General features: G+C 64.3%; 12 protein-coding genes and 1 pseudogene. 2 read left to right on the top strand and 11 right to left on the bottom strand.

Features of this window, described 5'->3' with window-relative positions:
• Positions 1-79: 79 nt before the first annotated feature.
• The 6 genes and pseudogenes from BLS42_RS19080 to BLS42_RS19055 all read right to left on the bottom strand — a co-directional run bounded on the left by BLS42_RS19080 (position 80) and on the right by BLS42_RS19055 (position 6,409).
• The gene (locus BLS42_RS19080) at positions 80-2,107 is read right to left on the bottom strand and encodes a hypothetical protein (protein WP_143019246.1); all 2,028 of its coding nucleotides are present in this window, start codon (positions 2,105-2,107) and stop codon (positions 80-82) included.
• 152 nt (positions 2,108-2,259) lie between these two features.
• Positions 2,260-2,541, bottom strand: a pseudogene (locus BLS42_RS20690) (ABC transporter ATP-binding protein); the annotation flags it as partial.
• A 107-nt stretch (positions 2,542-2,648) separates the two neighbouring features.
• Positions 2,649-2,939 carry a Rossmann-fold NAD(P)-binding domain-containing protein gene (locus BLS42_RS19070; RefSeq protein ID WP_256336583.1) on the bottom strand — a complete coding sequence of 97 codons (291 nt, stop codon included), beginning with the start codon at positions 2,937-2,939 and terminating at the stop codon, positions 2,649-2,651.
• A 168-nt stretch (positions 2,940-3,107) separates the two neighbouring features.
• A complete protein-coding gene (locus tag BLS42_RS19065) occupies positions 3,108-3,929 on the bottom strand; it encodes a DeoR/GlpR family DNA-binding transcription regulator (RefSeq protein ID WP_090583976.1) in 822 nt (273 codons plus the stop codon).
• 82 nt (positions 3,930-4,011) lie between these two features.
• Positions 4,012-4,989, bottom strand: a complete 978-nt coding sequence (locus BLS42_RS19060; RefSeq protein WP_090583923.1) for a 3-hydroxyacyl-CoA dehydrogenase family protein — start codon at positions 4,987-4,989, stop codon at positions 4,012-4,014.
• A gap of 106 nt (positions 4,990-5,095) precedes the next feature.
• Positions 5,096-6,409 carry an MFS transporter gene (locus BLS42_RS19055; protein WP_090583922.1) on the bottom strand — a complete coding sequence of 438 codons (1,314 nt, stop codon included), beginning with the start codon at positions 6,407-6,409 and terminating at the stop codon, positions 5,096-5,098.
• 181 nt (positions 6,410-6,590) lie between these two features.
• Here BLS42_RS19055 and otnK point away from each other — a divergent pair, with 181 nt between their 5' ends.
• Together otnK and BLS42_RS19045 are read left to right on the top strand one after the other, a co-directional pair.
• Positions 6,591-7,874 carry a 3-oxo-tetronate kinase gene (gene otnK / locus BLS42_RS19050; RefSeq protein WP_090583921.1) on the top strand — a complete coding sequence of 428 codons (1,284 nt, stop codon included), beginning with the start codon at positions 6,591-6,593 and terminating at the stop codon, positions 7,872-7,874.
• Complete coding sequence (locus BLS42_RS19045) at positions 7,871-8,539, top strand: class II aldolase/adducin family protein (protein WP_090583920.1); 669 nt, start codon at positions 7,871-7,873, stop codon at positions 8,537-8,539. Before otnK ends, BLS42_RS19045 begins: the two co-directional genes overlap by 4 nt.
• A 279-nt stretch (positions 8,540-8,818) precedes the next feature.
• Here BLS42_RS19045 and BLS42_RS20345 read toward each other — a convergent pair whose 3' ends face one another.
• The 5 genes from BLS42_RS20345 to BLS42_RS19025 form a co-directional block, all read right to left on the bottom strand.
• Positions 8,819-8,971: a hypothetical protein gene (locus BLS42_RS20345; RefSeq protein WP_176803557.1), complete on the bottom strand. Its 153-nt coding sequence runs from the start codon at positions 8,969-8,971 to the stop codon at positions 8,819-8,821.
• 69 nt (positions 8,972-9,040) lie between these two features.
• Positions 9,041-9,970, bottom strand: coding sequence for a formyltetrahydrofolate deformylase (gene purU, locus BLS42_RS19040; protein WP_090583919.1), 930 nt, complete (start codon positions 9,968-9,970; stop codon positions 9,041-9,043).
• Positions 9,967-11,433: a D-serine/D-alanine/glycine transporter gene (gene cycA / locus BLS42_RS19035; RefSeq protein ID WP_090583918.1), complete on the bottom strand. Its 1,467-nt coding sequence runs from the start codon at positions 11,431-11,433 to the stop codon at positions 9,967-9,969. Before cycA ends, purU begins: the two co-directional genes overlap by 4 nt.
• Positions 11,423-12,259: a methylenetetrahydrofolate reductase gene (locus tag BLS42_RS19030; RefSeq protein ID WP_090583917.1), complete on the bottom strand. Its 837-nt coding sequence runs from the start codon at positions 12,257-12,259 to the stop codon at positions 11,423-11,425. Before BLS42_RS19030 ends, cycA begins: the two co-directional genes overlap by 11 nt.
• A 77-nt stretch (positions 12,260-12,336) precedes the next feature.
• Positions 12,337-12,923: lipoyl synthase (locus BLS42_RS19025; protein WP_143019244.1), on the bottom strand; the 587-nt coding region annotated here is incomplete at its 5' end.

Below are 12,923 nucleotides of genomic sequence, written 5' to 3'. Positions count from 1 at the left end.
ACATTGTCAGACAACGGCTCTATCTTTCGGAAAGCCGTTTATCTCGACAAAGCCTGGGGCCCTTCCTACTCATGCTTGGCTACTGCCCTGTGGTTGCCTTCACGGCCGAGTAGTTGCCGAGAACTGTCGATGTCGAGCCGACGGAGGCGCGCCACTGGTAGTGACGGCCACGGACGGTGGACGCCGAGTACGAGGCAGAACCGTACCTGTTCGTGGAGACGGTGCCCCGCGTGACCCAGCCGCGGTGCGCGACGTATTCCTGGAAGTGAACCGGAACGCCAGCGACTGCGGGGTTCAGCTTCACGTTCAGGTCACTGTGTCCGCGTGCGGAGCGAGCGGTCACATCGACCTGGAATCGGACATCGGCACGCGCCGAACCCGAGGCGATGTCGGTCGTGCCGTAGCTCCCCGAGAGGTAGGCGCGGTAGACCTGATTCGAGGACACGGACACCGGCAAGGACCAGCGACCGTACGAGTCGGCCGTGGCGGTACCGGCGACGGTATCAAACTTACCGTTCTTGGACAGACGGACTTCGATGAGGTTGCTCGGAGCCGCCGTGCCTGACAGGGTCTGGATGCCGGCACCGGTCCGGCTCACGTTGTTGGCGGTCGGCGTCCGGTAGCTGGCTTCAAAGTCCCAGGTGGTGTTTGCGGTCGCAGGCTGGTTCGCGATGGTTGCGCTGTAGCCGACGTTGACCTTGTCCACGGCGAAGATGCCGTTGCGCTGCTGATCGCCGGCCGAACCGACCACGAGCGACAGGGCACCCGTTCCGCCGAAGGACTTGGGGTTGGCTGCGAATACGGCCTGCGGGTGCCGGGCCATATAGCCGGCGAGGGTGGTGAAGCCGCCGGCGGTTTCGCCGGGCCCTTCCACGACGCGGAACTCTCCCTTGAAGGCGTCCCAGTTCTGCCAGACGTTGTCCGCGACGTTCTGCTGGTCCTGGTTGTTGGCTGGCTCGAAGTTCAGGGTTGTGTCCTTGACCGCCGTTCCGTCGGAGGCGATGGACAGGCGCAGATACGCGGGCTGCTGGACGGGCGCACCGGGCGTACCGTCAATGTGGCGGGCGTACGTGGAGTAGCTGAGCGCTCGGACCGAGTCCACGCGCTTGCCATCCAGTGCCGTGTTGCGCCAGAACTGCGTGGCGTCCGAGTTGTCCTTGACGATCATTTCCCGGCTCCCCTTACCCAGGGACGGGAGGATCGGGCCAAGGGTGAAACCCTGACGAAGGGTCAGGGCCGCGCCGGCGCCGCCATTACCGGAGTAGTTGTAAGCGGATCCGTTCCAGGTGCCCGTGGCGTCCTTGACCGTGATGGTGTTCGTCGCTGCAGGACCGCCATCGGCTTCGAAGTCCCACAGGGAGGTCTGCCCGCCGGTCGTCGCAACGACACGGTCGAACGCGAGCGTGGATTCAGTCTGCTCCTTGCCACCGCACCCGCCGAGCACGGCCAGGCCGCCACCGGTCAGGTTCCCGTTGTCGTTATTGACGACCGTCGCGTCCGGGTGCGCCGTGACGTAATCGGTGAGTGTAACTGCGCCCTCGGGGCCGCCCGTTGTCGTCCAGACACTGCTCGGCCCGGCGGTCCAGCTCTGCCACGCATTCTGCTTCACTCCGCCCTGCGTCGAGTTCAGTGCCGGTTCAAAGTAGAGGGTGGCGTCCTGTACGCCGCTGCCGGTGCTGGAGACTGTGAGTCGCAGGTACAGGGGCTGCTTCGCGGCCCCATTAGCGGCGGTGCCCTGCACCATGGTGGAGTAGTCCAAGGCGGTGAGGTTCGCCAGTTTAGTACCGTCGATGGTGGTCGTGCGGTAGAGCTCCGTTTGGTTGACGGACTTGCCCATCGTCATGAAGTGAGCACCCTGGCCAAGCGGCGCACCGTTGTATTTGCCGAAGCCCTGTTGGGGCGTCAGGGAGTTGCCCTGATCACAGTCGTAGGCCTGTGCGGTCCATTTCAATGCCTCGCGGGTGGAGGGAGAAACGACAGTCAGCTTTGTTGAATCGGGGGCCGGGGCGTCGGCATTCGCGGCGGAGGACGCGACCAAAACAAGGGGCGCACAAATCAGTGCGCCCGCTGCGGCTCCAACCGCAAGTCGTTGAGGAATTTGTTTCATTTATTCGGGCTCCTACATAAGCAGCAGAGGCCCAGCGCCCCCACAGCTAGAATGAGTATAAGCAGAAAAAACGATATTTGCCTATCGTTTGCCAATTTTGTTTTGACCTTGGCGATGCTCGGGAGTGGGTCATTGCCCTCACCCCACCCGTGAGACCTCTGCACCAGCACCTCTGTGCGGGTGTCCACCGAGCCCGTCGCCTCTTCCAGGATCAGCACCGACGGTCGGGCCAGGAACGCCCGGGCGATGGTCAGCCGCTGCTTCTCGTCCGCGGAGACGTTGGAGCCCCCCGTCCTCGAGCACGGCGTCGCAGCCCTCCGGCAGGTACCGGACAAACCGGTCCACCTAAGTCGCCCGCGCGCCCCCAGGATCTCGTCCTCCGAGGCCCCGGGCCGGTCGTAGGCGATGTTGTCCCAGATGGTCCGGCCGAACAGCCGCCAGAGCGACTCTTTGCGCGTCAACGCCGACGAGAAGTAGGTTCACAGAGCGGACGACGGCGGAACCTCCCGCCGTCGTCCGCGTGCGGTTGGTGCCGATCCCTTTAGAGTGCCGACCAGCCGCTGTCGGAGGCGAGGATGGCACCGTTGACGTTGGTGCCGTCGTCGCTGAGCAGGAAGGTGATGGAGGCGGCGAGCTGCGCCGCGGTGGCGGGGGTGGGGACGGTGGCCTGCATCAGTGGGCCGAGGCGTCCGGCCGCGAGCTGGGATCCCCAGGTGGCCACGATGTTGGTGATGGTGGGGCCGGGGGCCCCGATGTTTGTGAAGGTGATCCGGAAGACGCGGTCCCAGAGGTCGTCGTCCACATCGTGGACGACGACGAAGTTGTCCATCATGCCGGCGACGTTCGCCAGGAAGGAATTTCGGCACTTCGGGTTTGGCGGAGGCAGAACGGGTCTGCGCCTAGCCGGCGCACGCAAGTCAGGAGGACGACGGCAGGATCATCCCGCGGTCGTCCTCCTGCCTCGCCTTTACTGAACTTGGGCCGCGGCCGGGTGGCGTTTTTAGGCCCCCGCGGCGTAGCGCGTCTCCGTTTCCGGCACCGGCACCAGATCCAGGGTGAGCCCCAGATCGCGGATTCCTGCGGCGGCCGCTTCCGCCAGTCCGGAGTCTGTGACAATTCGGTCGAACCTGTTCAGCGGCGCGACGTCGTACATCCCGAAGGTGCCGAATTTGGAGCTGGACGCCAGCAGGACCGCGGTCGACGCGGCACCGATTGCGGCCAGTTTGACGTCAACCTTCATGTCGCTGGGTGTGGTCACTCCGCGCTGAAGATCCCAGGAACTGGTGCTGATGAAGGCAAGATCCATGTTCAGCTTGCGGAGTGTCTCTGCCGCCAGCCGGCCCACGCTGGATCGGTTGGAGTGGTCGAGCCGTCCGCCGACGTGGATCACTTCGATGTTGGTTGCGCCGTAGAGGTCGTCCACGATGGCGAAATCGTTGGTGATAATGCTGAGCCCGGTGAAGGCCTGCAGCTCCGCGACGAGCGAGCCCGTGGTGGTTCCGGCGTCCAGATAGACGGACATATCGTTTCGGAGCAGCGTGCGGGCGTGCGCCGCAATGGCCCGCTTTTGGGCGGTCTCCGACGTGGTCTTGTCCTGGAAGCTTGGCTCGTGTCGCAGCCCGCTGGCCAGCCGGACGCCGCCCGGCACGGAAATGGCCCTGCCCTCGCGCTCAAGCGCCGCAATATCCCGCCGCACCGTCATGTGTGAGACGGCCAGCAGGTCCGTGAGCTGCAGGACACTGAGCACCGGCTGCTGATGCAGCAGGCGCATCAAAGCCTCGCGCCGCTGGTCAGGTATGAGCGGCGCCTCCGACTCTGACATCTTCACAACTTTCTATTGGTGGAGGAGGCGGTGAAGACCGCCGCCTTCGATGCTATCGCGCACGGGCGCACCGCTCAGTGGCCTAGAGGCCGGGGGCCTGTCCCAGTTCGGCGCGCAGCTGGCTCAGGCGGCGGTAGGCCTGGTCGCGGTAGGAGAGCAGGGCCGCGGTGTGGGCCGGGTCGATATTGAGGAAGCCGGTGCCGGATTTGACGCCCAGGTTGCCCGCTTCCACACTCGCCGTGAGGGATTCCGGTGCCGTGAACCGCTCGCCATACGTTTTGGCAAGGGTGGCGTACGACGAGGCGTAGACATCGAGCCCGGCCATGTCGCCGATGGCAAAGGGACCGAAAAGTGCCAGCCGGAACCCGAACGCGTTGCTGACCACCAGGTCCACCTGCGCCGGTGTCGCGAGCCCTTCTTCAACGACCTTGACCGCTTCTTTGTACAGCGCGAACTGCAGGCGGTTGGCCACGAAGCCGGGCGTATCGGCCACCCGGGCGGGGGTCTTTCCGACCGCGGTGATGATCGCTTCGGCAAGATCAAGGACCTTGGGGTCGGTGGAGTCGCTGGCGATCAGTTCCACCCCCGGGATGAACGGAGCGGGGTTCATCCAGTGGACACCGAGAAAACGCTCCGGATGCACGACGACGGCGGCGAGTTCGGTGATGGGGATCGCCGAGGTGTTGGATCCGATGATCGCCCCGGGCTTGGCCGCCGCCGAGATCCGCGCCAGCGCGGCGAGTTTGACCTCGAGGGTCTCGAAGACGGCTTCGGTGATGTAATCCGCGTCCGCCACGGCGTCCTCGACAGAGTCGGCGGCGGTGAGGCGTGCCGCGATGAGGTCGGCCGACCCGACGTCGAAGAGGCCGTCGGCTTCAAAGGACTTGGCCTGGTTGATCAGCCGCAGCCGCGCGTTGTGTGCCGTTTCGGCGTCCACGTCACCGAGGACGACGTGCATGCCACCCAGGGCCAGCACTTGGGCGATTCCGCCGCCCATGTATCCGGAGCCGATGACCGCGGCCCTCTTGATGTTCGGGGCGTTGTTCGAGTCGGTGTGCATTACGTGTCCTTAAGTCGTGGTGCCGTGCGGCCACCGTAGTTGAGCGGCGGCTTGGGAAGGAAATGCTCCGGGGCCCGCGACGGTTAACGGGCTCCCGGAGGTGGATCTAGAGCGCGTTGTCGCTTCGGTTCGGCATGAAACGCAGCGCGATTGCCGCCACGATGCCGCCCAGCACGAGGTAGGCCGCAACCGCGTAGCCGGTTCCGAAGCTGGCCAGCAGCAGGGCCGCCAGGAGCGGGGCGGGGCCGCCTGCCACCAGCGATGCGAGCTGGTAGCCGATACCCGCACCGGCATACCGGATGTTGACCGGGAACTGCTCCGAGATCAGCGAGGCCTGGGCGCCGTATTGCAGCGCGTGCGGCAGCAGGGACAGCGAGATGGCGATGAAGGCAATCACCGGCGACCCGGAATCGAGCATCCAGAAGTACGGGAAAGCCATCAGGATGAGCACGGCGCAGCCGATGTAGTAGATCTTCCTGCGGCCGATGCGGTCACCGAGGCGGGCGAAGTAGGGCAGCAGGGCAAGGTCGACGCAGGCTGCGACGAGGGTTCCCATCAGGACGAACGTGCGGTCGTATCCAGCGTGCTTTGTGGCGTAGTCCAGGATGAACGCCGTGAAAATGTAGAACGGCATCTGCTCTGAGAGCCGGATCAAGGCAGAGAGCATAAGTTCTTTCGGGAAGCGTCGCAGGACGCGTCCCACCGGGTTCGGTTCAATTTCCCCGGCCGCCTTCGTGGCAGCGAACGACGGAGTTTCCTCCAGGGAGAGCCGGACCAGCAGTCCGACGATCACGAGCAGGCCCGCGAAAATGAACGGAATGCGCCATCCCCAGACCAGGAACTGATCTCCCGTAAGGGCGGTGGCCAGAAGCACGGCGGACGTCGACAGGATCAGGCCAATCGATGTCCCCATCTGCGGCCAAGAGCCCGAGGCCCCGCGCTTCTTCTGATCGCCCCATTCGAGCGATACAAGCACGGCACCGCCCCATTCCCCGCCGACACCAAAGCCCTGGACGAGGCGAAGGAACAGTAGCAGCAGCGGAGCGGCCATCCCGATCTGCTGGTACGTGGGAAGGAAGCCCATGGCAAAGGTCGCCAGGCCGGTCATGATCAGGCTGACGATCAGGGTGGTCTTGCGGCCGATGCGGTCGCCGTAGTGGCCGAAGACGGCCGCACCCACGGGACGGATCACGAAGGCCAGGCCGAACGAGGCAAACGACGAAATTACGGACACCAGCTGGTTATCCGAAGGAAAAAATAGGGCCGGGAAGACGAGGGCGGCAGTGGCCCCGTAGATGTAGTACTCGTACCACTCGATGGTGGTGCCGATCAGCGAGCCGAATTGGGCCCGGCGTCGTTGTCTTAAGACATGCGCGGTTGGGGCCGGAAGCGGCCGCAGTTCTTCAGTGGTGTTCGACATATCGTCACCGCTCCTTTGGGGTGTGCATGGGACTCGGGGTTAATGCGGGAGCGGGCGAACAACTGACGATGTGCCCCGCCTCACATAAGCTATACTCGATTCACACTTGAGTCAACCAACAGAACAATTATTCACAACAGTCGGAGTGGGACGTAGATGTTCCACGCAGGACGGAGAAAAAATGCCTCTTCTAGGGTGCATCGCCGATGATTTCACCGGGGCCACTGACCTCGCCACCAACCTCGTTTCCCGCGGGCTGCGGACCATGGTCGTTTTCGGCCACCAGGCCGCTACCGAGGAGATGCGCGACGCCGACGCGGTGGTGGTGGCGCTGAAGACGCGAACGGCTCCGGTCGAGGCCGCCACGAGCAGCAGCCTGAAGGCGTTGGACTTCCTCGAGGAGCTCGGCGCCGAGAAGATCTATGTGAAATATTGTTCGACCTTTGATTCCACGGCCGAAGGCAACATCGGCCCCGTCATCGATGCCGTTCTTGCGCAGCTCGAAGAAGACACCACGGTCGTCGTTCCGTCATTTCCTGCCGGGGGCCGGACCGTGCGCGACGGGAAGCTCTACGTCGACGGCCAGCTGCTGCACGAAAGCTCCATGCGGCATCATCCGCTCACGCCGATGCTCGATTCCAGCGTCGAACGGCTGCTGCGGCCGCAAAGCTCAAATACGGTGGCGCACGTGCCCCTGGACCAGGTGCGCCGAGGAGCGGACGATCTCGCCCGCACGATCAAGGCAACACGGATGAAGGAAACAGACAAGGCCGCCACGCTCGTGGTGATCGACGCAGTGGACGAATCCGATCTGCAGATCATCGCTGCCGCCACGGCCGGCCTTAAGGTCATCACCGGCGGCTCGGGTCTTGCCTTGGGTCTGTCTAACGGCGAGGACACCCCGGCCTCCGCGGAGGTTCGGGCACTCCCGTCGGCCGACGGGTTCCGCGCCGTTCTCAGCGGGAGCGCCTCGGCAACAACACGGGCTCAAGTAGCCCACGGGCGGGCGAAGCTTCCGTCCCTCAAGCTCGATCTGTCGGAGCTCCGGGAAAGGTTTGAGGAAACTACCAGTCAGATCGCGGCGTGGGCGAGCGGCAAGTGGGCTGAGGATCCGATTCGTCCGATCCTCATCTACTCGGTGGATTCTCTGGAAGACATCCACTCCTCTGACACCAGCCCGGACGAACAGCCGGCCAGCGAAGTCGTCGAAGGCGCGTTGGCGGAAATAGCCCGAAAACTGGTCCAGCTGGGCGCCAGGCAGCTGATCATCGCCGGCGGGGAGACGTCGGGACAGGTTGTCACGACCCTTCAGATTCCCAGCCTTACGATCGGCCCGGCAATCGCGGCCGGTGTGGCTTGGGGCGCTGGCGCCACCGCCGACGAAACCGGGCTTCTGCTCGCACTGAAATCCGGAAACTTCGCGGAAGAAGACATGTTTACAGCCGCCTGGGAGAAACTCGTATGAGCACCACGGAGATTGACCTCGTTCACCCGCTCTGCACTGAGCTCGTGCAGGCCGGGGCGCATCTGGCCGCGCTGGGATTGAGCCCGGGTTCCAGCGGCAACCTTAGTGTGCGCATTGGGGACACCATCATTATGTCGCCCACGGGAGCGGACTTGGCGTCGCTTGAGGCCGACAAGCTCTCCCGGCTCACCCTGGCCGGGGATTTCCTGGATGGGCCCAAGGCTTCCAAGGAATTCCCGCTCCATCAGGCCATGTACGCTCGGGATCCCTCCGTTGTTTCCGTGGTGCATCTGCATTCGCCCCACGCCGCCGCCCTCTCCTGCACGGAACCGTGGGCGGCGCACAGCGCACTGCCGCCGATCACCCCGTATCTGGTCATGCGCGTCGGACAGGTCCCGCTCATTCCCTACGCTGCACCGGGCAACGTCTCCCAAAGCGAGCATATCGATGGGCTCGACTTCGACTTCAGGGCGATCCTGCTTCAAAACCACGGCCCGCTCACTGCGGGAACGTCGGTTAAGCAGGCCGTGGACGCGATTATCGAAATTGAGGAGGCCGCCAAGCTCGTCCTCCTGCTGCAGGATCGACCCACCCGTTTGCTGACCGACCCGGAGATCCTCGAACTGACGCGAACGTATGGCACGTCATGGGCCACGGCAGGCTGACTGCGCGGCATTCCGGGAGTTAGATCCAGCGCGGTCGAGCGTTGGCGCACGGCTGAAGGGCATACCGGAAATACCCTGAGCCGCCAGCCCGGAACGCGGACGACGGCGGGGTTGCCCGCCGCCGTCGTCTGCTGGCGTTGTCAGTTTCCATAGGACAGTGCCTGCCACAGGATCACTGCCAACAGGGCACCGGCCGCGAGAATGACAGCCCAGGTTTCCCTGCGCAACCGCCGATCAGCGCGCCTCCGGTCCGATGACTCGCGCGCTGGCCTGGGCCGGCTACGCGTTGATTTCGACGCGAACATAATCCTCCCGGTGGAACATTCGCCGTTCGGGGCAGCCGTCAAGGACAACCCAGATGATGGATCCGTCGGGCGTGGTTCCGTCCACGGTGCCGAAGCCGATAGGGTGGCCGTCCTGCGAGAGCCTCACTGGCTGTCCGACGGGCAAGGCGTTCCAAGACACGCGGCGCCAGCGTGGCACACTTGTCGGTTTCATGGCCTACCGCAAAATGACTGTGCGGTTGCCGAGCAGCAGGATCCTGCCTTCACAATGCCAGCGGACGGCGTTGCGGAGGGCCGCGCATTCGGCATCCCGGCCCACCGCCACCAGGTCATCAGCGGTGTACGTGTGGTCCACCTCGATGACCTGCTGGGAAATGATCGGGCCCTCGTCGAGTTCGGCGTTGACGTAGTGAGCCGTGGCGCCCACGGTCTTGACGCCGCGGTCGTAGGCCTGGTGGTACGGCTTCGCGCCTTTGAAGCTGGGCAGGAACGAGTGGTGGATGTTGATGGTCCGTCCTGCCAGCTGGGCCGAGAGCTCATCGCTCAGGACCTGCATGTAACGGGCCAGGACCACGAGTTCCACGTCGAAGGCGTCCACCAGCTCCATTAGCCGGGCCTCCGCCTCGGGCTTGGTGTCCTTGGTGACTGGCAGGTGGAAGAACGGGATGCCGTGCCACTGGACCAGGCCCTCCTGGTCGCGGTGGTTGGACACCACCGCCACGATTTCCACCGGGATGTCGCCGGTGCGTGCCCGGAAGAGTAGATCGTTGAGGCAGTGGCCCATTTTGGACACCATCACCAGGACACGGCGTTTGCGGCCGTGCGGTTCCAGCTGCCAATTCATCTCCCACCTTTCGGCCACAGGCGTGAAGTCGCGGCGCAGGTCCTCGGTGCTGAAGGAATCCTGCCCTGAGGAGGAGTCGGAGGAGGAACCCGAGGAAAAGTGGACGCGCATAAAGAAGTGCCGTTGCCCCTTGTCCCCGTACTGCTTGATGTCCAGGATGTCGCAGCCGTGATTGAGCAGGAATCCCGAGACCGAATGGACGATGCCCGGCGACTCCACACAGTCGACGGTCAGGATGTGCTCTGCCGTGGCACCGGATTCCACAGCTGCAGGCTCGGGGCTGTTTGGATTCTGCGCGGTCATTTCTGCACCTTTTCAAACTTTCGGGCAACAGCTGATTCCTCTTCCTGCGCGAGTTCAGCTTGGAAGCTTGAATAGCGGGCCAGGTGGGCGGGGCGCCGGCGCAGCACGAACCACGCGGCGCCGAGCAGAATGAACCAGACCGGCGTGACCAGGAGTGCCAGAAGTGTGTCCGGCTGCGTGGTCAACGCCCAGAGGACGAAGGCGAAGAACGCGAAGACCACGCAGACCATGGGGATTCCGCCGGGCATCTGGAACTTGGACGCGTCATGCAGGTGCGGGCGGCGACGGCGGAAGGCCAGGTAACTGGCCAGGATGATGGACCATACGAACACGAAGCAGACGGCCGACACGGTGGTCACCATGTCGAAGGCCTTGCCGATGTCCTGTCCGGCGTACATCAGCACCACGCCGGAGAGCAGGAGGACGCAGGACAGGAACAGGGCGTTCTGCGGGACCTTACGCCGGGACAGGCTGCTGAAGACTGACGGCGCGTCGCCCTCCTGGGCCAGCCCGTAGACCATGCGCGACGTGGAGTAAATGCCGGAGTTGGCCGAGGACATGGCCGAGCTGAGCACCACCAGGTTCACGATCGTTGCCGCGGCTCCGAGCCCTGCCAGGGAGAACATGGCGATGAACGGGCTGTGGCCAGCCTGGAACTGGGTCCAGGGAGTGACAGACATCAGGATGATCAGGGCGCCCACGTAGAAGAGCAGCACTCGGATCGGGATGGAGTTGATGGCCTTCGGCAGGCTCTTCTCCGGGTCTTTGGCCTCCGCGGCGGTGGTGCCCACCAGCTCAATGCCCACAAAAGCGAACACGGCGATCTGGAAGCCGGCCACAAAACCCATGAACTCGTTCGGGAAGAATCCGCCGTGGCTCCACAGATTCGTGAAGCTGGCAGGGCCGGCATCGGACTGGAACCCGCTGAAGATCATAAACAGGCCCACCACGATCAGCGCCACGATAGCGACGATCTTGATCAGCGCGAACCAGAACTCCGTCTCGCCGAACGCCTTCACCGTGGTGAGGTTCAGGAGCAGGAGGATGGCCACGGTGGCCAGGCCCGGGATCCACAGCGGCAGCCCCGGCCAGAGTTCCTTGGAGTAGCCAGCGATGGCGATGACGTCCGCGATTCCCGTGATCACCCAGCAGAACCAGTACGTCCAGCCGGTGAAGAAGCCGGCCCAGGGCCCGAGGAGGTCCGCTGCGAAGTCGCTGAAGGATTTGTAGTTCAGGTTGCTGAGCAGGAGCTCGCCCATGGCCCGCATCACGAAGAACAGCATGAAGCCGATGATCATGTAGACGAAGATGACGGACGGCCCGGCCGCGGAGATGGTTTTGCCCGAGCCCATGAACAGGCCGGTGCCGATGGCGCCGCCAATGGCGATCAGCTGGATGTGCCGGTTGCTGAGCTGCCGCTCAAGATGCGGTTCCTGGTGGGAAGTTACGGTTTCAGTTGTCACGTGCTGCTCCTCGAATCAATGCTGTCTGGAGTGCTGCTGAGATGGGCGCCTGACCCGGTCCGCCGGGAACCGAGTCAAGGCTGTTGAAGCTGTAGAGATGGATGCCCGCGAGGTTGCCCGGCTGGTTTTCCAGCCCGGACACCAGGCTTTGCGGCGAGTAGTGGTCGCCGCTCAGAAGTTTGCGGGCCAGCGGGCCCTTCCGGCTCAGGAACTTCAGGGAACTTCCGACGCCGATCTGCGTCGCCAGAGAGACCAGTTTGGCCCGGGGCACGGACCCCGCCACCCCTGCCCAGATGGGCAGCTCAACGCCTTCGCGGCGCAGGAGCGCCGCGTAATCAAGGATTTTCTCCGGGGCGAAGCACATCTGGGTCACAACGTGCGAGGCCAGGTGCTGTTTTGCCAGGAGGGCGTCCAGCACCTCCACGGGGCCGGCGGAGGGGTGGCCCTCCGGGTAGCCCGCAATGCCTGCCCGCATCAACCCGCCTGTGTACTGCGCGATGTCCTCCAGCAGAGGAAGGGCGGACTCATACGGGCCGGCCGGCTGCTTCCGGTCCCCGCCGATGACAAACACCTCGCGGATGCCGGCGGCATCGCAGTCGCGGAGGATTCCGGTCAGCTCGGCCCGGTCATGCAGGGTCCGCGCGGCGAGATGCGGGATGACGGTGTAGCCCAGCACACCAAGCTGCACGGCAGTGCGCATGGTCCGCTCGATGCCGTGATGGGGCAGGCACGTCACCGTGAGCGTCGTGGTCAACGGCACCAGGTCCGTGACGCGCTCAACGATCCCCACGGAAGGGATGATTTCTATTCTGATGGGGAACATCATTGGTCCTCTCTGAACATCAGATTTTTTGGGCATCAGGTTTTTCGGGTATCAGGTTTTGGGCATCAGGGTTGGGTTGTTCAGGCCGTAGCCGCCAGCAGCGAGCTGGCTTCCTGGCGGGTGCTGCCCGAGCTTTCGATGTGTGCGAGCTCGGCCGGGATTTCCCAGCCCTTCTTGCGCATCGCGGTGGCCCAGAGCCGGCCGGCGCGGTAGGAGGAACGCACCAGCGGCCCGGTCATGACGCCGAGGAAGCCGATCTCGTCCGCCTCGTTCTGCAGGTCCACGAATTCCTGCGGCTTGACCCAGCGGTCCACCGGCAGGTGGCGCTCGGACGGGCGCAGGTACTGGGTGATGGTGATCAGGTCGCAGCCGGCCTCGTGCAGGTCCCGCAGCGCCTCGGAGATTTCCTCGCGGGTCTCGCCCATGCCGAGGATCAGGTTGGACTTGGTCACCATGCCGAGCTTGCGGCCCTGGGTGATGACGTCCAGGGAGCGCTCGTAGCGGAACGCCGGGCGGATCCGCTTGAAGATCCGGGGCACGGTTTCGACGTTGTGGGCGAAGACCTCGGGCTTGGAGTCGCAGATCGCCTCGATGTGCTCGGGCTTGCCGGAGAAATCCGGGATCAGCAGTTCGACGCCGGTGCCCGGGTTCAGTTCGTGGATCTTGC

The organism is Arthrobacter sp. ov407, from assembly GCF_900102895.1.
In the GTDB taxonomy this organism is placed as follows: domain Bacteria; phylum Actinomycetota; class Actinomycetes; order Actinomycetales; family Micrococcaceae; genus Arthrobacter.
Note: the sequence above shows the minus strand (reverse complement) of the source record. Positions and strands in the feature narration are given on the sequence as shown.

What these genes read in the sequence shown, in the direction of transcription:
- BLS42_RS19065 (WP_090583976.1), bottom strand. Translation starts at nt 3,929, where the DNA reads ATGTCAGAGTCGGAGGCGCCGCTCATACCTGACCAGCGGCGCGAGGCT.
- BLS42_RS19045 (WP_090583920.1), top strand. Translation starts at nt 7,871, where the DNA reads ATGAGCACCACGGAGATTGACCTCGTTCACCCGCTCTGCACTGAGCTC.
- BLS42_RS19030 (WP_090583917.1), bottom strand. Translation starts at nt 12,259, where the DNA reads ATGATGTTCCCCATCAGAATAGAAATCATCCCTTCCGTGGGGATCGTT.
- BLS42_RS19055 (WP_090583922.1), bottom strand. Translation starts at nt 6,409, where the DNA reads ATGTCGAACACCACTGAAGAACTGCGGCCGCTTCCGGCCCCAACCGCG.
- otnK (WP_090583921.1), top strand. Translation starts at nt 6,591, where the DNA reads ATGCCTCTTCTAGGGTGCATCGCCGATGATTTCACCGGGGCCACTGAC.
- BLS42_RS19070 (WP_256336583.1), bottom strand. Translation starts at nt 2,939, where the DNA reads ATGATGGACAACTTCGTCGTCGTCCACGATGTGGACGACGACCTCTGG.
- BLS42_RS19080 (WP_143019246.1), bottom strand. Translation starts at nt 2,107, where the DNA reads ATGAAACAAATTCCTCAACGACTTGCGGTTGGAGCCGCAGCGGGCGCA.
- purU (WP_090583919.1), bottom strand. Translation starts at nt 9,970, where the DNA reads ATGACCGCGCAGAATCCAAACAGCCCCGAGCCTGCAGCTGTGGAATCC.
- BLS42_RS19060 (WP_090583923.1), bottom strand. Translation starts at nt 4,989, where the DNA reads ATGCACACCGACTCGAACAACGCCCCGAACATCAAGAGGGCCGCGGTC.